The 22,148-nt window shown below is 71.1% G+C and carries 15 protein-coding genes and 1 tRNA gene; 10 read left to right on the top strand and 6 right to left on the bottom strand.

The features are described from left to right. Window positions 1–220 precede the first annotated feature (220 nt). The 4 genes from ACWD38_RS15275 to ACWD38_RS15290 all read left to right on the top strand — a co-directional run bounded on the left by ACWD38_RS15275 (window position 221) and on the right by ACWD38_RS15290 (window position 8,001). The gene (locus ACWD38_RS15275; RefSeq protein WP_184476739.1) at window positions 221–1,543 is read left to right on the top strand and encodes an NAD(P)/FAD-dependent oxidoreductase; all 1,323 of its coding nucleotides are present in this window, start codon (window positions 221–223) and stop codon (window positions 1,541–1,543) included. A gap of 358 nt (window positions 1,544–1,901) precedes the next feature. Beyond that, window positions 1,902–3,041, top strand: a complete 1,140-nt coding sequence (locus tag ACWD38_RS15280; protein ID WP_184476741.1) for an ATP-grasp domain-containing protein — start codon at window positions 1,902–1,904, stop codon at window positions 3,039–3,041. A gap of 177 nt (window positions 3,042–3,218) precedes the next feature. Next, window positions 3,219–3,295, top strand: a tRNA-Leu gene (locus ACWD38_RS15285). A 608-nt stretch (window positions 3,296–3,903) separates the two neighbouring features. Continuing rightward, the gene (locus ACWD38_RS15290; protein ID WP_450124275.1) at window positions 3,904–8,001 is read left to right on the top strand and encodes an nSTAND1 domain-containing NTPase; all 4,098 of its coding nucleotides are present in this window, start codon (window positions 3,904–3,906) and stop codon (window positions 7,999–8,001) included. Window position 8,002: 1 nt separating this feature from the next. Here ACWD38_RS15290 and ACWD38_RS15295 read toward each other — a convergent pair whose 3' ends face one another. Next, entirely contained in the window at window positions 8,003–8,797 is a 795-nt protein-coding gene (locus ACWD38_RS15295; protein ID WP_450124276.1) for a polysaccharide pyruvyl transferase family protein, read from the bottom strand. Window positions 8,798–9,021: 224 nt separating this feature from the next. Next, entirely contained in the window at window positions 9,022–10,134 is a 1,113-nt protein-coding gene (locus ACWD38_RS15300; RefSeq protein ID WP_450124277.1) for a glycosyltransferase, read from the bottom strand. Window positions 10,135–10,235: 101 nt separating this feature from the next. Between ACWD38_RS15300 and ACWD38_RS15305 the strand changes: the two genes are divergently transcribed. Both ACWD38_RS15305 and ACWD38_RS15310 read left to right on the top strand, forming a co-directional pair. Further along, window positions 10,236–10,754, top strand: a complete 519-nt coding sequence (locus ACWD38_RS15305; RefSeq protein ID WP_184484661.1) for a DUF2165 domain-containing protein — start codon at window positions 10,236–10,238, stop codon at window positions 10,752–10,754. A 247-nt stretch (window positions 10,755–11,001) separates the two neighbouring features. Continuing rightward, the gene (locus ACWD38_RS15310; RefSeq protein WP_246456658.1) at window positions 11,002–12,090 is read left to right on the top strand and encodes a glycosyltransferase; all 1,089 of its coding nucleotides are present in this window, start codon (window positions 11,002–11,004) and stop codon (window positions 12,088–12,090) included. A gap of 74 nt (window positions 12,091–12,164) precedes the next feature. Here ACWD38_RS15310 and ACWD38_RS15315 read toward each other — a convergent pair whose 3' ends face one another. Continuing rightward, a complete protein-coding gene (locus tag ACWD38_RS15315; protein ID WP_450124278.1) occupies window positions 12,165–12,743 on the bottom strand; it encodes a TIGR03086 family metal-binding protein in 579 nt (192 codons plus the stop codon). A gap of 7 nt (window positions 12,744–12,750) precedes the next feature. Then, window positions 12,751–13,749 carry a sigma-70 family RNA polymerase sigma factor gene (locus tag ACWD38_RS15320; RefSeq protein ID WP_450124279.1) on the bottom strand — a complete coding sequence of 333 codons (999 nt, stop codon included), beginning with the start codon at window positions 13,747–13,749 and terminating at the stop codon, window positions 12,751–12,753. A 184-nt stretch (window positions 13,750–13,933) separates the two neighbouring features. On the opposite strand from ACWD38_RS15320, the gene ACWD38_RS15325 reads away from it, so the two are divergent. The 3 genes from ACWD38_RS15325 (at window position 13,934) to yidC (ending at window position 18,368) form a co-directional block, all read left to right on the top strand. Next, window positions 13,934–15,136: a sensor histidine kinase gene (locus ACWD38_RS15325; RefSeq protein ID WP_450124280.1), complete on the top strand. Its 1,203-nt coding sequence runs from the start codon at window positions 13,934–13,936 to the stop codon at window positions 15,134–15,136. Window positions 15,137–15,213: 77 nt separating this feature from the next. Continuing rightward, on the top strand, window positions 15,214–17,064 hold the full coding sequence (gene recQ, locus ACWD38_RS15330; RefSeq protein ID WP_184476758.1) for a DNA helicase RecQ: 1,851 nt from the start codon (window positions 15,214–15,216) through the stop codon (window positions 17,062–17,064). Between the two features lie 260 nt (window positions 17,065–17,324). Further along, the gene (yidC, locus tag ACWD38_RS15335) at window positions 17,325–18,368 is read left to right on the top strand and encodes a membrane protein insertase YidC (protein WP_450124281.1); all 1,044 of its coding nucleotides are present in this window, start codon (window positions 17,325–17,327) and stop codon (window positions 18,366–18,368) included. Between the two features lie 180 nt (window positions 18,369–18,548). On the opposite strand, the gene ACWD38_RS15340 is transcribed toward yidC, so the two are convergent. Next, window positions 18,549–19,187, bottom strand: a complete 639-nt coding sequence (locus ACWD38_RS15340) for a class F sortase (RefSeq protein ID WP_184476762.1) — start codon at window positions 19,185–19,187, stop codon at window positions 18,549–18,551. After that, on the bottom strand, window positions 19,184–20,617 hold the full coding sequence (locus ACWD38_RS15345) for a hypothetical protein (protein ID WP_450124282.1): 1,434 nt from the start codon (window positions 20,615–20,617) through the stop codon (window positions 19,184–19,186). The genes ACWD38_RS15340 and ACWD38_RS15345 overlap by 4 nt, the downstream gene beginning before the upstream one ends. A gap of 457 nt (window positions 20,618–21,074) precedes the next feature. Here ACWD38_RS15345 and ACWD38_RS15350 point away from each other — a divergent pair, with 457 nt between their 5' ends. Continuing rightward, window positions 21,075–21,875 (top strand): Bax inhibitor-1/YccA family protein, encoded by an 801-nt coding sequence (locus ACWD38_RS15350; protein WP_184484663.1) that lies wholly within the window; start codon window positions 21,075–21,077, stop codon window positions 21,873–21,875. Window positions 21,876–22,148: the final 273 nt, after the last annotated feature.

Raw genomic sequence — 22,148 nt, forward strand, 5'->3', positions numbered from 1 at the left:
AGTCGCCGGAACGCGGGAGATGCTGCGGCGAGTTGGCTTTCCGGCCGCAAAAGTCGGTAGGGTGGCGATCACTCCGGCCCTCTCGTCCACCGCGCGATCCATACCGAGCGCAGCCGTCCGCGCACAGCCTGTTGATCGTGATCAGTGCCACGCGCGACTGGCGTCACATTAGGGGGGGTCTGCGGAGTGTGTCCCACTCCAGTGGTGCGACCATGTCGGCATGGCTGGTAAATCCGAACCCACCCGGATTCTCATCCTCGGCGGCGGCTATGTAGGCATGTACACGGCACTTCAGCTTCAGTCGAAGCTGGGGCGTCGCGAAGCCTCCGTCACCGTGGTCGACCCTCAGCCGCACATGACCTACCAGCCCTTCCTTCCGGAAGCGGCAGCGGGCTCGGTCGAGCCTCGCCACGTGGTAGCGCCACTGCGACGAGTCCTGAAGCGGTGCCATGTGATCACCGCCAGTGTCACCGAGATCAAGCACGCCGATCAGGTCGTGACGATCGAGAACCCGCAGACAGGCCCCGAAGAGCTTGCCTACGACGTCCTCGTCGTGGCGCTCGGTTCGGTGTCCCGACTTCTGCCCATCCCCGGCCTGGCGGAACAAGGCATCAGCCTCAAGACCGTCGGTGAGGCCATCTACCTGCGCAACCACGTGCTGGCGAAGATGGACGCCGCGGCCAACACCTCCGACGAGGAGCTGCGCAAGCGGCTGCTCACCTTCACCTTCGTCGGCGGCGGATTCGCCGGCGCCGAGGCGTTGGCGGAGCTGGAGGACATGGCCCGCTACGCCACCCGCTACTACGAGTCCATCTCGCCGGAAGACATGCGGTGGGTCCTCGTCGAGGCCGCCGGGCGCGTGATGCCCGAGGTCAGCGAGAAGATGGGCGTCTACGTCGTCAAGGCCCTGGAAGAGCGCGGCATTCAGGTCTACCTGAACACCTTCCTGAAGTCCGTCGAGGGCGGGCACGCCATGCTCTCCGACGGGACCGAGTTCGACACCGACACCTTGGTGTGGAACGCGGGCGTCAAGGCGAACCCGGTGCTCAAGAACACCGACCTGCCGCTCGACGAGCGCGGCCGGATCAAGTCCACCTCGCACCTCCAGGTCGAAGGCCTGCCGGGCGTGTGGGCCGCCGGTGACTGCTCCGCGGTCCCGGACCTGTCGAAGATCGACGACGACCCGAACGCGACCTGTGCCCCGTCCGCGCAGCACGCGGTGCGCCAGGCCAACCAGCTCGGCAAGAACCTGCTGGCGAGCCTGCGCAACAAGCCCACCAAGGAGTACCGCCACGCCTACGCCGGTTCGGTGGCGGGCCTCGGGCTCTACAAGGGCGTCGCCGACGTCTACGGCTTCAAGGCCAAGGGCTTCATCGCGTGGTTCATGCACCGCACGTACCACGTGAGCCGGATGCCCACGTTCAACCGCAAGATGCGGATCGTCATCGACTGGACGCTGGCGTTCCTGTTCAAGCGGGAAGCCGTGTCGATGGGTCAGATCCAGAACCCGAAGGCCGACTTCGAGCGGGCCGCTGCGAGCTGATCCGCACTCCGAGTGATCACCGCGTGCTCCCTGAGCACGCGGTGATTCGCGTCCGAGTTGGGGACTGCTCCGTGCAGGCGATCAGGTGACCCGCTACCCTTGACAATGAGTAGCGAGTAATCGAAGACTGACGGGGCGTCTTCACCTGAAAGGATGCCTCACGTGGGGAAGGGGTGAATCCTTTGACTCTCCAGGAGTTAGCGGCTCTGCTGCGCAGCGGCGAAGTGCAGGACGGCCCGCTCGCCGATTTCGCGACCGAGTACCAGGCCGCGTCCGAGGTGTTCCGCAAGAAGGACGATTGACGCCGACCCGCATCACCGGCCACCGATGATCGCGGCATCGCAGGAGGACTGGGGCTATGACCGAGGGGGCGGACGACTTCGCGCACCCGTTCGGCCCCATCCCCGGCCCGTCCACCGCTGACTTCCGGCCCGGCCCGCTGCTGCTGCAGGGGCAGGACTACTTCTTCCGCTCCGACGACACCAGCCTCGACTTCCAGGAACGCGTGCACAGCGCGGACCTGGTCAACGACGGCGACGGTGACCCGATCCCGTGCGTGCTGGTGCTGGCGCGGGCCGCGGACATGGAGATGAACGAGCTGTCGCTCGCCCTGGCGGAGCGCGGCATCCGGATGGTCCGCATCGACGCCGACCGCTGCCTGGACATCGCGCTCACCGTCTACACCGACACCCCGCTGATCGAGTTCGAGCGCTGGCTGCTGCGGCCCGTCGTGGTGTGGCGGCGGCACTTCGACATCACCGCGCTGCCGGTCGACCCGACGACGGTGCACGGTGCCTACGTCCGCGAGCAGTGGCGCGCGGTGTCGAACTGGCTGTCCTGCCGGGCCGACTGGGAGCAGATCAATCCGGTGCGCTCCAGCTCGCACCTGGATCGGCTCACGCAGCTGCGCGACGCCACCGCGTTCGGTTTCCTGGTGCCGCGGACCGCGGTGACGACCCTGCCCGGGCGCAGCCGGCCGGGCGGTGGCCGGTGCATCGTCAAGACCGCCGGACACCACATGCTGGAGCCCGAACCCGGCGCGCTGCGCGGCCTTTTCCCGCGCCCACTGGACATCCGCCACTCCGCCGAGGCCAGGGAGCCCGCGCCGGTGCTGGTGCAGCAGTTCGTGGACTCCGAGCACGAGATCCGCGCGTTCGTGGTGGGCGACGAGGTCATCGGCTACCGGGTGGACAAGCTCGACCCGGCGCAGCTGTGGGTGGATCCGGATTCGGTCGTGGTGGAGCGGATCGAACTGCCCTCCGGCCTGGTGACGCGGCTGCTGGCGCTGTGCCGGTTCTGGCGGCTGCACGTGGCCGCGTTCGACCTGCTGGCCACCGGTTCGGAGCACGTGTTCCTGGAGGTCAACGTCAACTGCGATTGGCGCTGGTTCGAGCACCGGGCCCAGGACGACGCGGTCTCCACCGCGGTGCACGCCTGGGTCGGGGAGCGGTTCGAACACCTCGCCGCGTCCGCTCCGGCGCCGCGGTGGGACCGATGATCCGCGTCCGCGGTCGAGCACCGCGCGGACGGGGGCACGGCTTGCTCTGCTCGGCGGTTTTCGATCACCGGGAACCAGGTGCAGAGTCGGTGCGTCCGATCCGGCGACCGAGATCCGGCCCGGCGGTACCGAGCCGGTGTCCAGGACGCGCGTCCCCGGACGTGCGCTGAGGACCCAGCCCCCGTAGCCCAATTGGCAGAGGCAGACGACTTAAACTCGTCAGAGTGTCGGTTCGATCCCGACCGGGGGCACCACGAACCGCGCGTGCACCGCGCGGAACTCCGCGCCGCGCGGCGTGATCCGCGCCGGCTCGCCGGTCGCGCAGGATCCGCGTGCAGCGAACTCGCCGAGCCCCGGCCGCCGCCCACGAGAGGCCCGGTCCGGTCCCATTAGGGTCGTTACTCCAAGTGATGCAACCGTTGCGCCCGTTCGGTCGTCGCCATTCTGCGGTGCGGTTTCGCCGTTCGGGTCGGGTCCGGTTTCCGGCAAGGCGGATACCCCGACCACCGTGGGTGGTCGGGGTATCTCCGCGTACTCTCGTGATCGTCGGTGGCGGTCGGTTCGATGCGGGTCGTGACGGGTCGGACTTCGCCTGCTATCGGCGAGGCCATGTGGTGTGGTGTGCCGCTGACGAAACCCCCAGGCACCTCAGCGGCACACCTCCCGCCACTTGACTGCTGTCCGGATCCTTCGGACGATTCGCGCGCTCGACCGTCCGTGGCCCGTTCGGCGCAGCATGTGACAGAGCATGGCAGGCAACGGAGCGGACGTGGACCAGCTCGCGTCCGGAGCTCGGTGAAGTACCTGCTCAACGGCGGGTACCGGATTTTCCGGTCCGGATCCGGACCGGAGGAGGACGGGGATGACGGACCGGAAAGCGGGAACTTCGGCGGCGGGCTCCGGCACTCGTGCGCTGTTCGCGGAACGGTTCGCCCTGCTCTACGTCACGGCCGGAGATCCACCGCTGAAGCGGGTCGCCGACGCCGTGGAACGGGTCCGGCGGCTCGACGAGCGGGGCAGGCCGATCCGTTCGACGGCCCAGCGGATCAGCGACTGGCGCCGGGGACGCAACGTGCCCGCCAGGTTCGCGGCCCTGTCGGTGGTGCTGGAGATCCTGATCGGCGAGGCGCGGAAGAACCAGCCGCAGCCCCCGGTGGACGGACTCTACGACCTGGCGGTGTGGCGGGCCCGGTGGGAGGAAGCGCTGACCAGCCCGCTGGCCGCGCCGGAGGCGCCACCTGCGGCCGAAACCGGTGAGACGAACGGGACTCGGCCGGACGGCGGCCTGCCGACCGACGAAGGGCTCTGCCCGTACCGCGGGCTGGCCGCGTTCCACGAGGGCGACTCCGGATGGTTCTTCGGCCGGGAACGCGCCACCACCACGCTGGTGGAGCGGCTCGCCACCGCGGCCGACGACGGCGGCATCACGATGCTCGTCGGCGCTTCGGGAGCGGGGAAGTCCTCGCTGCTGGGGGCGGGCCTGCTCCCAGCGCTGACCGGTGGGGCGCTGGCGGACCAGGGGTCCTCCTCGTGGCCGGTGCGGACGATGACGCCGGGCGAGGATCCGCTGCGCTCGCTGACCGAGCTGATCCCCGAGCTCAACGAGGTCCTGGCCGCAGCGGAGCGTGACGACGCGGAATCGGACGACGACGACTCCGACGAGGAATTCCGGTTCGCGGAGTCGGTGCGCGACGCCGTCGCCGGGCACGTGCGGGACGCGGTCGGTGACGAGGCCCGGCTGGTCCTGGTGGTGGACCAGTTCGAGGAGACGTTCACGGTGTGCCGGGACGAGCACCGGCGAGCCCTGTTCGTCCGGGTCCTGCAGGCCTGCTGCACCACGGGATTCGCGGGCGGCACCTCGCCGGGGCTGGTGGTGCTGGGGTTGCGCGCCGACTTCTACGCGCGGTGCCTGGACTTCCCCGAGCTCGCGGAAGCGCTGCAGCACCGGCAGATGGTGCTCGGCGCGATGACCGTCGCCGAACTGCGCAAAGCCATCACGGGCCCCGCGAAGGCCACCGGGCTGCAGATCGAACCGGGCCTGGTGGACGTGCTGCTGCGCGACCTCGGGGTGAGCGTGGGCCGCGCCTACGGCAAGCCGTCGCAGCGGGCGTACGACGCGGGGGCGCTGCCGCTGCTCTCACACGCGCTGCTGGTGACCTGGCAGCGCAGGCAGAGCGGCAAGCTCACCATCGCCGGGTACCGCGCGGCGGGCGGCATCCAAGGTGCGGTGGCCGCCACCGCGGAACGGGCGTGGGCGGAGCTCGCCGAGGACGGGCAGGCCGCGGCGCGGCAGGTGCTGCTGCGGCTGGTGCACGTCGGCGAGGACACCCAGGACACCCGCAGGCGCGCGACGTACGCGGAGATCGTCGAGCACGCCGAGAACCGCGAAGCGGCCCGGCAGGCGCTCAACGTGCTGACGGCGGCGCGGCTGGTGACGCTGGACTCCGAATCGGCCGAGATCAGCCACGAGGCGCTGCTGTACGCGTGGCCCCGGTTGCGCGGCTGGATCGACCAGGACCGCGCGGGGAACCTGGCGCGGCAGCGGCTGGAACGCGACGCGGAAGCGTGGCGCCAGGAAGATCGGGACGTCTCGCTGCTCTACCGCGGGGCGCGGCTGGAAACCGCCCGGCACTGGGCGGCGCAGGTGGATTCGGCGGAGCTCTCGGCGGTCAGCCACGAGTTCCTCGCCGCCTCGCTGCGGCACCTGCGCCGGACGGGCTGGTTCCGGCGGGCCACGGCGGCGGCGGTGTGCGTATTCGCCGCGGTGGCCGCGGTGGCGGCGGTGCTGGCGGTCCGCGAGCGCGACGACGCCGAGTTCCGCCAGGTGCTCGCGCAGGCCGACCGGTTACAACCGGTCGATCCCTCCGCGGCGGCGAAGCTGGACCTGGTGGCCAAGCGGCTCCGGCCGGACGACCCGGCGGTGGACACCCGCCTGCTGTCCACCCAGAACTCCGCGCTGGGCACGCCGCTGCACGGGCACCAGAGCTCGATCTACCTGACCACGTTCAGCCCGGACGGCCGGACGCTCGTGACCGCCGGCTACGACCGGACCGTGCGGCTGTGGGACGTCACCGACCGGAACCGGCCGAAGGCCCTGGGCGAGCCGCTTCGGGACTTCGGCAGCTGGGTGACGTCGGCCGTGTTCAGCCCGGACGGGCGGACGCTGGCGGCGGCGGGCGACGACCACCGCGTCCGCCTCTACGACGTGGCCGATCCCGCTCGCCCGAAGCCGCTCGGAGCCCCGCTGAGCGCCGACGACGGCACGATCTACCTGATCGAGTTCAGCCCGGACGGGCGCACCCTGGCCACGGCGAACGAGAACAAGACCGCGCGGTTGTGGAACGTCGCCGACCCGGCCCACCCCGCACCGCTGGGCGGCCCGCTGACGGGGCACACCGCGCAGGTGCGGACCTTGGCCTACAGCCCGGACGGGCGGACGCTGGCGACCAGCGGTGACGACCGGACCATCCGGCTGTGGAACGTGGCCGACCCGGCTCGGCCGGTGCCGATCGGGGCGCCGCTGGAAGGGCACACCGAAGGCATGCACTCGGTGGCGTTCAGCCCGGACGGGCGGACGCTGGCCTCCGGCAGCGTCGACAAGACGATCCGGCTGTGGGACGTGCACGACCCGGGCGACGTGCGCCAGCTCGGGCCCGCCCTCATCGGGCACGACGCGCCGGTGTGGTCGGTGAAGTTCAGCCCGGACGGTCGGACGCTGGCCTCCGGCAGCGCGGACAGCTCGGCGTTGCTGTGGAACGTGACCGACCCGTCGAACGCGACGCAGATCGGGCAGAGCCTCAGCGCGGGCAGCAGCACGGTGTTCGCCGTCGGCTTCAGCCCGGACGGGCGCACGCTGGCCACCGGCGGCGACGACGGGGCCGTGCGGTTGTGGTCGGTGCCGGAGCAGGTCCTCGCCGGGCACAGCTCGAGCGTGAACGACGCGGTGTACCGCCCGGACGGCAAGGTCCTCATCACCGCGAGCGAAGACCGCACGGTGCAGGTGTGGGACACGACGAACCCGCGGCTGCCGCGTCCGCTGGGCGCTCCGCTGACGGTCTACTCCGGCCCGGTCGGTTCGGTGTACGCGGCGGCGTTCAGCCCGGACGGGCAGGTGCTGGCGACCGGCGGCGGAGCCGGGACGGTGCGGTTGTGGGACATGCGCGATCCGGCGGCGCCGAAACCGCTCGGCGCCCCGCTGGAGGTCGGCACCCGGTACATGGGGGAGGTGGCGTTCAGCCCGGACGGGCGGACGCTGGTCACCGGCAACGACGACCTCAGCGCCCAGCTGTGGAACGTCGAGGACCCGGCGCACCCGGTGCGGGTCGGGACTCCGCTGCTCGGGCACCGCGGCTACATCAACAGCGCCCGGTTCAGCCCGGACGGGCGGCTGCTGGCGACCGCCAGCAGCGACGGCACCGTCCGGTTGTGGAACGTCGCCGACCGGGAGCACCCCGCGCTCGTGGGGCGGCCGTGGGACATGGACGACTCGGCGACGTACTCCGCGGTGTTCAGCCCGGACGGGCGGACCCTCGCCACCACCGGTGGGGACAAGGCGGTGCGGCTGTGGAACATCGAGAACCCGGCCGCACCGGAAGAGCTCGGATCGCCGCTGCTCGGGCACTCCCAGAACGTCAAGTCGGCCGAGTTCAGCCCGGACGGCAAGACCCTGGCGACCGGTAGCGAGGACCGCACCGTCCGGTTGTGGAACGTCGAGGACCCCGAGCACGCCGAGCCGATCGGCATCTCGCTCAGCGCGCACCGCGCGGCGGTGCATTCGGTGGCGTTCAGCCCGAACGGCGGGTTCGTGGCGTCCGCCAGCGGCGACAACACCGCCTACCTGTGGGACCTCGACGTCGACCGGGCCGTGGAGCGGATCTGCGACACCACGCGGGGCGTGCTGACGCGCGCCCAGTGGGAGCAGATGATCCCGCAGGTCCCGTACGCACCGCCGTGCGAGTGAGCTAGCGGCCGAACAGCCGCCGCACCCGATCGCCGAAGTCGAGCACCGTCTCGCGGCATTCCCGCAGCGCGTCGGGGTGCGTCCGGGTGTCGGCGAGCGCGTCGCGCCAGCCGTCCCCGGACACGACCGGCACGGGGTGGTGGAAGCCGAAGAACTTCGAGGCGAACGGATCGACGACCACGACCCGGCGGCGCATCAGGGTCGCCCAGTAGGCGCCGTGGTACGAGTTCGTCAGCACCGTCGCGCCGGAGGCGAGGAACTCCAGCGTTTCGCCCAGGTCGTGGTGCTGGTTGGTCAGCAGCGGCAACCCGTCGATGTCGGCGGGGAACGGGAGCTTCCGGTCGCGGTGGCGGTAGGCGACGATCTCGTGCCGCGGTTCACCGGGGTCGGCGAGCTGCGGCAGCAACGCGCTCACGCACGGCACCCACTCGTACGGGCCGGGCCCGGTCCGGTCGCGCAGGCCGACCAGGTCGAACCGGTCCAGGTAGCCGGGGTCGGTGATGGTGTGGTGCTCGTTGTTGTTGTGCCCGGCGCCCCAGACGACGAGCTTCGGCGGGCGCAACCCCATCAGCTGGTCGAGCTGGCGGTCGAAGAACCCGGTGCCGATGAGCCCGCCGCCGCCGTAGATGACGTGGGCGTGGCGCAGCCGGTCCGCGTAGCGCGGGATGTCGTGCTCGATGTCGATCGTGGTGGCGTCGGCCAGCCACGGGAAGTGCTCGGGGTGGTTCGACGGCGGGCACGCCATGTCGCCGATGTTGTCCGGGTCGCGCCGATGCACAACGAAAATCTCGGTCATGGCTTGATTCTGGGGTCGGGGTCTTTTTGCCTTGGTGGTCGGGTGGCGGAACCTCAGCCGGTCTCTCGCTGCGAGATCTTTTTCCCGAGTGGCTCTCCGCCACGAGGGAAAAAGCTGTCCTCGCGAGAAGAACGCTGAGAACCCGCGGCGGTGCCGGTTGCTCTGGTGGTCGCTGCTCAGCGGCTTCGCCGCTGACAGGACTAGTGACAACGGCCGGCGTGGGCTCAGGCCGTGGTGGGGCGGGTTCGGGACTGGTGGATGAGGTCGGTGAGGACGGTGGGGAGTTCGGCCGCGTCGAGGTGGGTGCGCACGGCGGTGTGGTTGGCGTCGAGCCGTGCCTCCGTCGCGGCCGGGTCGCGCAGCAGCTCGGCGATGTCCGCCACGTCGTCGGGGGAGGGGACGTGCAGGCCGAGGGCGCGGAGTTCGTCGAGCACCGGGTACGGGCCCGCGACGACGAGCCGCCGGGCGGCGGCGGCCTCGGCGACCGGCAGGCCCCAGCCCTCCCACGTCGACGGCAGCAGCACCAGGTCGGCCGCCGCGTACATGTCGGCCTGCTCGGCGACGTGGCCGCGCAGCGGACCGGGCGCGGCGGCGAGCGCGTCCGCCACCGGTCCGGCGGGAGCCGGGGTGGCGTCGGTGAGCCAGTAGCGCACCGGGGAATCCCACTGCCGGTCGAGGGCGCCGGCGAACGCGACGGCGCCGGGGATGTTCTTGTTCGGTCCCTCCACCCGAGCCGGGTGCACGATCAGCAGTTCGCCCGGTGCGACCCCGAGCCGCGAGCGGGTGCCGTCGCGGTCGCCGCCGCCGAGCCCGTCGACGTCGACGCGGTTGTGCACCACGCGCAGCGCCCCGGCACGGTCCAGTCCGGGCCAGCGCTCCGCGAATTCGCGCGCGGTCCGCTCGTTGATCAGGACGTGCAGGTGCGCCGGGTGGTGCAGCGGCACGGTGTCGCCGTCGACCGCGCGCAGCGGGGTGCCCTGCCAAGCCGGGTCGTGGTGTCGCAGGATCACCGGGATCGCCGCGTCGAGCGCGTGCCGCTGCCAAGCGGCGGAGGCGTCGGGGGCGCTCCAGAGCGAACCCGCGTTGTCCAGCACCAGCAGGTCGTGCTCGGCGCAGAGCCGTCGGATCGTGCCGTGCGCGACGGGCGGCGGGTCGCCGCCGGGGCGGTCCGCCCACATGCCGGTGACCTCCACGTCACCCGGTTCGTGGTCGACGAAGTGGCCGGCGGCCCGGGTGACCCGATGCCCCAGGGAGCGCAATGCGGAGATCCACTTGGCGGCCTCGATGCTCACCCCGTCGAACCCGCCCAACCGGTGCGAGACCAGGCACACCCGCATGTTTCCTCCGTTGTCCGTCCGATGCCGGTGTCCAGCATGGAGTATTGCGATAGCAGCACGTAAAGGGTCTCGTCACCGGAACCTTGCGTACAGTCCGCCGCATGCGTCTTCTGGCAACGTTGGGGAGTCTGCGCGCGGTGATCACGGTGATGGTGGCCATCTCCGCCGTGCAGATGGGGCTGGTCGCCTTCGGCAACCTCACGGACTTCGGAACCAATGCGGAGTTCGTGCAGCACGTGTTCGCAATGGACACGACTTTCAATTCACCCGACGCGATGTGGCGGTCGATCACGCATCCCGGACTGGGGACGACCGCGTACATCCTGGTGATCGGATGGGAGGTTCTGATCTCGGTGGTGCTCATCGCGGCGCTCGTCGCGTGGGTCCGCCCGCACGCGGACGCGCGGGCCGTCGAACGCGCGCGGCAGCTGGCCAGCTTCGGCTGGCTGCTGGAGGTGCTGCTGTTCGGCGGCGGATTCATCGTCATCGGCGGTGAGTGGTTCATGATGTGGCAATCGGACAAGTGGAACGGTCTGCAGCCCGCGCTGCAGAACCTGATCATCGCGTCGATCGGTTTGCTGCTGGTTCACCTGCCGGACAAGGAGAAGGCCGCGGCCTGACCTTCGACGGCTCCACCGCGGCGGCCGTGCCGCGGTTTCCGCACTGGGGGCCGGGTGATCGTGGCAGGAGGGCCGCGATCACCCCGGCTCGAATCAGATTCGCCGGGGCTTTCCGGTCATTTCGGAATGCGGGCGCCGCTTTCGCGCGGAATTCGCCGCGCACCTGCGCGCGGCGACTAGTGTCGGCTTCGTGCGCATTCTCCTTTCGAGCCTGTCCGCTCATGGTCACGTGTTTCCACTGGTCCCGTTGGCGCGCGCCGCACGCGCGCACGGACATGAAGTCCTCTTCGCCACGGGCGCGCAGTTCGAGCCGACGTTGAGCGGTCTCGGACTGCGAACGGAAGCGGTGGGCGTGCCCATCGGCGCGGGTTTCGCCGCCGCGAGCGGGAATTCCCCGACCCGGCCGGAACCCGGTTCGGACGAGTGGCTCTCGTTGGTGGTGCGGGTGTTCGGCGCCGAGCTGCCGCGCAGCTACGCCGCCGATCTGCTGCCGGTGCTGGAGGGCTTCACCCCGGACCTGGTGGTGCACGAGGCGGGCAACCACGGCGCCGCCCTGGCCGCGCGGCACGCCGGGATTCCCGGCGTCTGCCACGGGTTCGGGAAGCAGAACCCGGCGCACTTCCCCGGTTTCGACGCGGCGCTGCGCGGTATCGCCGACGAGTTCGGGATCGCGCTGCCCGCGGGAGATCTGCGCACCGTCGGCAATCCGTACCTGGACATCTTCCCGGCTTCGCTGCAGGACGCCGAATTCCTCGCCGCGGTGGATCGGACGCCGCTGCGCCCGGTGCCGTTCGCGGGCGGGGGCGAGCTGCCGCCGCAGGCGGTGGGGCCGCGGACGCGCCCGCTGGTGTACCTGACGCTGGGCACGGGTTTCGGCGACCCGGCGGTGCTGCGCGCGGCGATCGGCGGGCTCGCCACCCTCGACGTGGACGTGATCGTGGCGGCGGGTCCGAGCGTGGCGGCGGACGCGCTGGGCGGGCTGCCCGCGAACGTGTCGGTGCACGAATGGGTGCCGCAGGCCGAGCTGCTGGACCACGTCGACCTGGTGGTGCACCACGGCGGCAGCGGAACGACGCTGGCCGCGCTGGGCGCGGGACTGCCGCAGCTGGTCTTGCCGCAGGGCGCGGACCAGTTCGGCAACGCGGAGACGATCAGCTCGGCCGGCGCGGGGGCGCAGCTGCTCGGCGCGGAGGTCACGGCGGAAGCGGTGCACGACGCGGCGCGGGCCCTGCTGGCCGACGAGAAGCCCCGCGAAGTCGCCGAGCGGGTCGCCGCCGAGATCGCCGCGATGCCCTCCCCGGAGGAGATCGCCGCCCGCCTCGCGGACTTCACCTGATCCGCAGACGGCCGCACGTCACCCCCAGCGGACGTGCGGCCGTCTCCGGTTCCGACGGTGCGCGCGGGCGGGATTCATCGCGGGTCGCGGCCGAGGAAGCCCAGCAGGCGGTCCGGTGCGCTCGCGCCCGGCGGCAGCGCGATCGGCGCCTCGAACCGGCCCGGCCGGTCCTCGTCGGCGACGAGCAGCGCGACCAGCGGCAGCAGGTCGTCGGCGAGCGCCGTCGGCAGCGGCCGGTGTTGCCCGCTGGAGCGGGCGATGTCCCAGCCGTGCACCGCGATCTCCAGCGCACCGGTGCCGACGACGACGCACCGGGGCACTTCTGCGCCGAACACCGCCACCGGGTCGACGTCGACCGTCGCGTTCCACGCCCCGAGCAACCGCCTGGAGCGGTCCCGCAGCGACCGCGTCGGATCCGCTTCCGGCTGAGCCTGCGCGGCGAGCCCGATCCGGCCGCCGACGGCCTCGCCGAGCACCGCGACCGAGTCGTCCAGGTGCGCCAGCAGCGCCCGCAGGTCCCATCCGGCGCACGGCGTCGGCCTGGTCAGCGCCGCCACCGGCACCTCGTGCAGCACGCCTGCCAAGTAGTCCACGGCGCGTTCCAGCAGGGCGACGCCGCCGAGCGCGCGCGGCGCCGCCGGGTTCCGCTCCACGGCGCGGTCAGCGCGCCGCGCGGATGTCGGCGAGCAGCTGCGCGGGCAGGCCGAACGTCTCGAACAGTGCGGCGTCGGAGAACGCGACGACGTGCTCGACGAGGTCCCCGCGCATCGTGAGCACCTGCAGCTGGAACGGCTGGAAATCGCCGCGCTCGTCGCGCATGTACACGCTGAACGCGGGCTGGCCGTTCGCGGCGGTGCGGACCAGCCGCATGTCGCCGGGGCCCGCGGGGCAGCGCTGCGCGATGAGCCTGCCGATCGGTTCCGGCCCCTGGTACCAGCCGGTGAACGGCGGCATCTCCCACACCGCGTCGGAGGTGAACAGCTCGACGATGGTCGGCACGTCCTTCGCCTCGAACGCGGTGACCCACTGCTCCAGCAGGGCGCGCTGGTGCGGCGTGGCCGGACCGGTGGTGCTCTCCGGAGCGGGCGCGACCTGGTCGAGCTGGGCGCGGGCGCGTTGCAGGCTGCTGTTGACCGACGCGGTGCTGGTGCCGAGCAGCTCGGCGACCTCCGCCGCGCGCCAGCGCAGCACCTCCCGCAGCAGCAGCACCGCGCGTTGCCGCGGCGGCAGGTGCTGCAGCGCGGCGACCAGCGCCAGCCGGGTGTGCTCCCGGGAGGTCACCACGTCGGCCGGGTCGTTCCCGGCGGGCAGCATCGCGTCCGGCACCGGTTCCAGCCAGGGCACTTCGCCGCGTTCCACCAGGTCCTCCGCCGGATCGGAGCTGGGATTGCCGAGCCCGGTGGGCAGCGGTCTGCGTCCCCTGCTCTCCAGCGCCGTCAGGCACGCGGTGGTCGCGATCCGGTGCAGCCAGGTGCGCAGCGACGACCGGCCGTCGAACCGGTCGTAGGCGCGCCAGGCGCGCAGGTAGGTCTCCTGCACGAGGTCCTCGGCGTCGTGCACCGACCCGAGCATCCGGTAGCAGTGCGCCAGCAGTTCCCGCCGGAACGGGTCCGCCTGCCGCAGGAATTCGTCGTCTTCGAGGTGCTTCGCCATGGTCATGGCCTTCCGCCTCCAACAGGGAGTTCCACTGTAGGTGGGTCGGAAATCGCCTACGGGGTGTTCGGACCGGATCGGGCCGCGGAACTCATCGCGGATGCGACGGAAGTCGTGAAGCAGGTGACGAAAGTAGTCGAGCGCGCGCCGAACCGGCCGGTGCGGGCGGCCGGGTGCCTATCCTCTCCGCGTGGTCACCAGCGATGAGCCGCCCCGCACCGACGAGGCACGAATCCGCCGCGCGCACCGGGTGCTGTTCCGGCTCACGCTGGCGCTGGCGGTGCTGGGCGCCGCGTTCGGCTACCTGGTGCTGTCCGGCGATCCGGCGCAGGGCGGTTTGCCGGTGGCGCTGCCGCTGGGCGTGGTCGCGCAGCTCGCCGCGACGGTCGTGATCGGCCGTTCCGCCTCCCGCCCGCACCTGGGGCTGCTCGCGGTGCTCCTGGTGGCGGCGCTGATGTACCTGCTGGACACGCCGTGGCGCGCGCTGATGGTCGCGGGCGCCGTGCTGTGGGTGCCGCTGGCGCTGTCCTGGGCGGCGGCGCGCGTGGCCGAGCGGGCCCGCGCGCGGTGGGAGATCGCGACGTCCGCGGTGGCGGTGCTGGCCTACGCGGTGGTCGCGGGCGCGGGGACCGAGTCGTTCGGGCCGGCCGCGTCGCTGGCGGCGATCGCCCCGGTGCTCGGCGGCATCGCGACGGTGCTGGCGCGGCGGCTCGCCCAGGCGCGCCGCGATCGGGCGGAGGCGCTGACCCGGGAGCGGGTCGCGGTGGCCCGCCAGGAGCAGGCGGCGGAGCGGGAACGGCTGTCCGCGGACATGCACGACAACCTCGGGCACGTGCTGACCTTGCTGGTGCTGCACGCCAACGCGCTCGCCGTGAGCAGTTCGGATCCGGCGGCGCGGGAGGCGGGGCGGCGCATCGGCGAGCTCGGCGGCTCGGGGATGACCGAGCTGCGCCGGTTGCTGGCGCTGCTCGACGACCCCGATTCGGCGACCGAGCGCCATGCCGCCGGGGAGTCCGAATCGGTGTCCGACCTGGTGGAGCAGGTGCGCGACGCCGGTCAGGCGGTGGAGTTCACCGACACCGGAGCGGAACGCGACCTGCCCGCCGTGCTCGCCCGGACCGCGCACCGGGTGGTGCAGGAGGGGCTGACCAACGCCCGCAGGCACGCGCCGGGAGCGACGGCCGAGGTGGAGGTGCGCGACGAGGACGAGGCGGTGCGCGTCTGCGTCCGCAACGGTCCGGGCGGTCCGGGCGAACGGGGCGCGGGGCGCGGTCTCGACGGCCTGCGCAGGCGGGTCGAGCTGCTCGGCGGCGAGCTGCGCGCCGAACCGCACGAGGACGGCGGGTTCACGCTGCGCGCCACGCTGCCGGTGACGGCGGCGGCGCGGAGTTGATCGCGGCGCGAGCCCGTCCGACACACCGGTGCACGATGGCCCGGATCCGGTCGGGGGCCGCTTCGTAGAATCGCCGGGTGACTTCCGCGCAGAGCAGTCCCGTCGCCGATCCTGCCGCGCCCGACGCGCTGGGGGTGTTGAACCGCGTCTTCGGCTACGACTCGTTCCGGGGGCCGCAGCAGGACATCGTCGAGCACGTCATCGCCGGCGGTGACGCGCTGGTCCTGATGCCCACCGGTGGCGGGAAGTCGCTGTGCTACCAGGTTCCGGCGCTGGTCCGGGACGGTGTCGGCGTGGTCGTGTCGCCGCTGATCGCGCTGATGCAGGACCAGGTGGACGCGCTCACCGAGGTCGGCGTGCGAGCCGGGTTCCTGAACTCCACGCAGGACGCGGGGGAGCGCCGCGCCGTGGAGGCCGCGTTCCTCAACGGGGAGCTGGACGTGCTCTACCTGGCGCCGGAGCGGTTGCGCGTCGAGTCGACGTTGTCCTTGCTGGACAAGGGGAACATCTCGCTGTTCGCGATCGACGAGGCGCACTGCGTGGCGCAGTGGGGCCACGACTTCCGCCCGGACTACCTCGCGCTGTCCATGCTGCACGAGCGTTGGCCGGACGTGCCGCGCATCGCGCTGACCGCCACCGCCACGGAGGCCACCCGCGGTGAGATCGCGACCAGGCTGGACCTGACGCAGGCGCGGCACTTCGTGGCGAGCTTCGACCGCCCGAACATCCAGTACCGGATCGTCGGCAAGAACGATCCGAAGAAGCAGCTGCTGAACCTGCTGCGCACCGAGCACGCCGGGGACGCGGGGATCGTCTACTGCCTGTCGCGGTCGTCGGTGGAGAAGACGGCGGAGTTCCTCAGCCAGAACGGGATCCCGGCCGTGCCGTACCACGCGGGCCTGGACGGGCGGACCCGCGCGACGCACCAGTCCCGGTTCCTGCGCGAGGAAGGGCTGGTGGTGGTCGCCACCATCGCGTTCGGCATGGGCATCGACAAGCCCGACGTGCGGTTCGTCGCGCACTTGGACCTGCCGAAGTCGGTGGAGGGCTACTACCAGGAGACCGGCCGAGCGGGGCGCGACGGCCTCCCGTCCACCGCGTGGCTGGCCTACGGCCTGCAGGACGTCGTCCAGCAGCGCAAGATGATCAACAACTCCGAGGGCGACGACGCGCACCGCAGGCGGCTGGGCACGCACCTGGAGGCGATGCTCGCGCTGTGCGAGACGGTGGAGTGCCGCCGGGTGCAGCTGCTGGCCTACTTCGGCCAGGACGGCGAGCCCTGCGGCAACTGCGACACCTGCCTGGCTCCGCCGGAGTCCTGGGACGGCACGATCGCGGCGCAGAAGCTGCTGTCGGCGGTGTACCGGCTGCAGAACGAGCGGCGGCAGAAGTTCGGCGCCGGGCACGTCATCGACATCCTGCTCGGCAAGCGCAACGACAAGGTCGACCAGCACCGCCACGACGAGCTCACCGTCTTCGGCATCGGCACCGACCTGCGCGAGGCGGATTGGCGCGGAGTGGTGCGCCAGCTGCTCGCGCAGGGCCTGCTGGCGGTGGAGGGCGACTACGGCACGCTGGTGCTCACCGCGGCCAGCGGCGAGGTGCTGGGCCGGGAGCGCTCGGTGCGGTTGCGCCGCGAACCGGAGAAGCCCGCGAAGCAGCCGAAGGCCGCCAAGGCGCGCAAGGCGGACCAGGTCGAGATGCCCGCCGAGGCGGCACCGCTGTTCGAACGCCTCCGCGCCTGGCGCGCGGCCACCGCGAAGGAGCAGGGCGTGCCCGCGTACGTGATCTTCCACGACGCGGTGCTGCGCCAGGTCGCGGCGCAGCGTCCGTCCACACTGGACGAACTGGGGACCATCAGCGGAGTCGGCCAGAACAAGCTGGACAAGTACGGCGAAGCCCTCCTGGGCGCCCTCGCCGAGGAGTGAGTCCGCGCACTTCCCGCGGTGCCGGCCGCGGCGGTGCGCGCGGTGGGGCGGACGGGGCTCGTGGGGTGGACGCTCCGCGTCGGGGCGATCACGCTGCGTGGTAATGCCCCGCCGCGGCTCGTCCGGGTGCGCGGGCATGGCACCCTGGTAGGGCTGAGGCCGGTACGCACAGGGCGGGCGCGGCCGTGCAAGCGGGCCCGGGGTTTGACTGCCGGGCGATGACCAGGAGTGGTTGAGTGTTCGACTTTATCCTCTATCCCGTGTCGGCCATCTTGTGGTTCTGGCACAGGGTTTTCGGCACCGTGCTGGGGCCGGACAACGGGTTCGCCTGGGCACTGTCGGTGTTCTTCCTGGTGTTCACGCTGCGCGTGGTGCTGCTCAAACCGGCGATCAGCCAGATGCGCGCCGGCCGGAAGATGGCGAAGTTCTCCCCGCAGATCCAGAAGCTGCGGGAGAAGCACAAGAACGACAAGCAGCGCATGGCGCAGGAGATGCAGAAGCTGCAGTCCGAGCACGGGGTCAACCCGATCGGCGGCTGCCTTCCCGCTCTGCTGCAGATCCCGGTGTTCCTGAGCCTGTTCCACGTCCTGCGCGGGTTCACGCCGCAGGCGCCGAACAACTACATCTTCGACCGCGCCGGGGTCGAGTCGTTCATCAACGCCGACATCTTCGGCGCGAAGCTCGGCAACTGGCTGAGCCAGCCCACCGCGGTGCTCGAAGCGTTCGGGACCACGCGGCTGAACATGATCTCGGTCGGCCTGCCGCTGATGGTGATCGCGTCCATCGCGACGTTCGTCACGATGCGCATGTCGATGAAGCGCCAGACCGACGCCTCCATGGCCAACCCGCAGACGGCCATGATGGGCAAGTTCATGATGTACGTCGCGCCGATCGGCACCTTGTTCTCCGGGTGGGTGCTGCCGATCGCGATCGTCCTGTACTTCATGGCGAACAACATCTGGACGCTGGGCCAGCAGCACTTCCTGAGCAACAAGATCGACCGCGAGCAGGAGCGGGAGAAGCAGAAGGAGATGGCGGCGAAGAAGGACGCGCCGCGCCCGAAGCCCGGCCAGAAGCCCGGCCAGGTGGTGAAGAAGGACGCCGAGGACGACGCCTCCGATGACGAGGCCGCGTCCGAGGAGGAGACCGGTTCCACCGCCACCAACGGCTCCACGCCCGGCAAGGCCACCGCGGCAGCCGGGCAGCGCACCGACGGCCGCCAGGTCAACCGGCGCCCGCAGCAGAAGAAGCGACCGGGCAAGCAGGCCGCGTCGGCGAAGAAGAGCCAGAAGAAACGCCGCTAGCGGCTAAGCAGTCGAACGAAGAGCGGGGCCCCCGACATGGGGACCCCGCTCTTCTCTTTCCAGCTCTTCATCTCGTCAGCGGCGAAGCCGTGCCTCGTGGCGGAGCCACTTGGGAAAAAGATCCCGCAGCGACAGACCGACCGAGGTTCCGCTACCCGACCACTACGCAGCTCATCCGCGTCATGCCGGAGTAGCCACGACGATGCGGTTTTCGTCGTATCCGAGGTCGCCGCCGACGTACCGGCCACCGCAGGTGACCAGCACGAGCCGGTGCTCGCCGCCTTGGCCGAACAGGTCCGCCGCGCGGGCGGGCAGTTCTTCCTTGGTCAGCGTGACGATCTCGGAGACGCGGTAGCGCCACTCCGTGCCGTCGTCGTCGACGACGGTGACCTCCTGGTCCGGAGCGGAGTCCCACAGCTCTTCGAACGGTCCGACGGCGCCCTTCCAGTTCACGTGCCCGGCCAGCACCGTCGCGCCCTTGGGGGAGTCCAGACCGGCACCCCACCAGGTGGCTTCGCCGACGCCGTCCGGCACCGGGAGGGTCCCGGACCGGTCGATCTCCTTGCGCACCAGCTCCGCCTGGCCGCCCTGCGGCAACCGGACGGTGCCCGGCGGTTGGCCCGCCGGGACGTGCACCGGCTGCGGCGGCAGGTCCGCGACCTGCACCGGAGCCGGTTGCGCCGGTGGTGGTGCCGCGGCCGGGGCCGACTGCTCAGCGCCACCCCGGAGCAGCGTGCCCGCCACGACGGCGACCACCGCGACCAGCCCGACCACGCCGGCCAGGACCAGCGTGAGCAGGCGCCGCCGCTGCGCGATCAACGCTCACCCGCCGATACGAGCCGCTTGCGCCACGCCGCGCCACCGGCCACCGCGGCGCCGGTGAGCGTCAGCGCACCGAGTCCGAGCAGTCCGGGGGACAGGGCGCCGGTGTCCTCGGCGGCCACGACGCCACCGCTGACACCCGGGTCACCGGCCGGGATGAAGATCGGCACGGTGGGGGTGTTGGCCTTGTTCGTCACGGTCAGCGTCAGGGTGCCGCCGGGTTCGACGGTGCCCACGACCGACGGCGGGTTCGCCGCGTCGAACGCTTCCTCGTAGCCCTGCGCGGGAGCCACCTCGGTGATCTTGATCTCTTGCGGGGTGCGCAGGTCCGCGATCTCCACCGTGCCCTGGTCGCCGGTGGTGACCACGGCGGGCTGCCCGTCCGGGCCGGTCAGCTCGGTGCCGTCCTGCTTCAGCGCGGGCTTGTCGTCGGGCAGGCTGACGCGCAGCGCGACGCCCGCGATGCCCGCCTTGCTCTCTTCGTCGATCTTGCCGACGGCGACCTTGCCGGGCGCGGTCACCGCGGTCGTGATGTCTTCGACCTTGACCTGGTTCTCCCCGCCGGTCGACACCACGCGCTGCACGCCGTCCGGGTTCTCGACGGCCTGCTGCACGTAGGGGCGCTCGGCCGGGGTGGCCAGCTCGCCCTCCAGCTTCGGGTTCGGCCCGGTGGGCGTCACCTTCAGCTGGAGCGGGTCACCGCTGTCCGGCGTGGTGATCGTGCCGTCCTCGCCGAGGCCCTCGACCTCGGCGTCGGTGGCGGTGATCTTCACCGGGACACCGGTCACGCCGGTGCCGTCGGGGTGGCTGACCGCGAAGGTCCAGTCCGCCGCCTCGCCGATGACCTGGGGGTCCTCCGGCGCGGTCAGCGCGGCCTCCCACGGACCGCGGTTCTTCTCCGCGTCCGCGCGCAGGGTCTCGACGGCGTCCTTGGCGCCCTGCGGCAGCTTGCCCAGCTGGAAGTCGATGTCGTAGCCGATCTTGTCGAAGGGCAGCCCCGGGTCGAGGTCGCCTTCGTCGCGCGGCGCCGACGTCCACGAGTGCAGCAAGTGCGCGAGCGCAGCCGCCTCGTCCGCGCTCTCCGTGTTGCCGTAGCGCAGCAGCAGGTAGGAGATGTTCGCCGCGACGTCGTCCTCCAGCGGGGTGCCCCACTTGGTCAGCAGCTCGTCACCCGGCTCGTACTGCTCGCCGGTGTCCGGTGCCTTCAGCGCGAACCGGACGCACCACACCTGGTTGCCGCCGACGATGTAGGAACCCAGCCAGTCCCGGTCCCGTTCGATGCCCGCGTAGGGCTGTCCTGGTGTGGTCTCGTGGCCGATTCCTTCCTCCGGCGCGGCGATGGCCGTTCCCGTGGTCGCCAGCAAACCGCTGCCGGCGAGCACAGCGGAACCCACCACCGCTGTGAGCAACTTCCTGAACGTGCGCATGCAAGCTCCAGTCTCGGTCTGGGAGAGAGGGCATCGGCGTGCTGCGATCCGGTCACGTGCAGAGCGACATGGCGTTGACCGGCGCGAAAGCCCCCCGACATGGCACGCGGACACCCAGGCGCATCCTTTCGGTCACGCGCGGTAGCTACAAGAGGTCATTCGGTGTAATCGATCTCATTACCCGGAGCGAGATTTCGCCGTGTCCTGAGGCGGCTCGTGCTCGTTCGGCCGCAGCGCAGCGGCCATTTCGGTGGTGACCGGGCACTCGCGGCCACACCTCGAAAAGGTTGCGACGGTGAGTGATCGTCATTTCACCGTTTATCCCGCGGGAGTAGCTTCCGGACAGGCGGGAACCGGCTACCGCCAAGCGGGTAAAGTCGGTTTTACCAGTGGGGAACCGACCGGCAGGTTCGGTCGTTGTACCGGAGACGGCGCAAAACACGCCCAGGAGGACGAGTTGCGCACTACGAGCAACCCAGCGTTCAAGAACCTGCCGACCAACGGCGGGTACGCGAACTTCAACCATGGCCAGGGCGGCTTCGGCGCGCCCGGCCAGGCACCGGCCGCGCCGCCGAAGGCGACGCGCCCGATGACGATCGACGACGTGGTCACCAAGACCGCCATCACGCTCGCCCTCACCGTGGGCACCGGCGCCGCGACCTACATCACGGGCGCCTACGCGCTCGCGCTGCCCGCGGCGATCATCGGCCTGGTGCTGTCGCTGATCATCATCTTCAAGAAGAAGGTCAGCCCGGCGCTCGTCATCGCCTACGCGGCGGTCGAAGGCGTGTTCCTCGGCGGCATCAGCTACGTCATCGGTGGAGCCGTCGACGGCTTCACCGGCGGTGGCGGCTCCGGCATCGTCATGCAGGCGATCGCGGGCACGATCGGTGTCTTCGCGGCGATGCTCGTGGTCTACAAGACCGGCGCCGTCCGCGTCACGCCGAAGCTCACCAAGTGGATCATCGGCGCGCTCGCGGGCGCGGCCATCCTGATGCTGCTCAACCTCGTCGCCGGCTTCTTCATGGAAGGCGGCCTCGGCCTGCGCGACGGCGGCCCGCTCGCCATCATCTTCAGCCTCGTCTGCATCGGCATCGCCGCGTTCAGCTTCCTGCTGGACTTCGACGCCGCGGACAAGGCCATCAAGAGCGGCGTCGACGCCAAGTTCGCCTGGTACGTCGCCTTCGGCCTGATGACCACCCTCGTCTGGCTCTACCTGGAGATCCTGCGCCTCCTGTCGTACTTCCAGAACGACTAGCGAGAGCCGGTCTAGCTCCAACGCGAACAAGAAGGGCCTCTCCCACCACGGGAGAGGCCCTTCTACATCTCACGGCGAAGCCGTGCCTGACGGCCGGAGGCCGTGCCTTGCGGCGAAGCCGTGCCTGTATGTGCGAAGCACATAGCCCACGTCGAAAAGCTGCTCACCGGCGGGTTCTCAGGTGTCTTCTCGCGAGGACAGCTTTTTCCCTCGTGGCGGAGCCACTCGGGAAAAAAATACCGCAGCGAGAAGAAAACAGAGGGTAAGAAAACC

The organism is Saccharopolyspora sp. NPDC002578 (genome assembly GCF_053592695.1).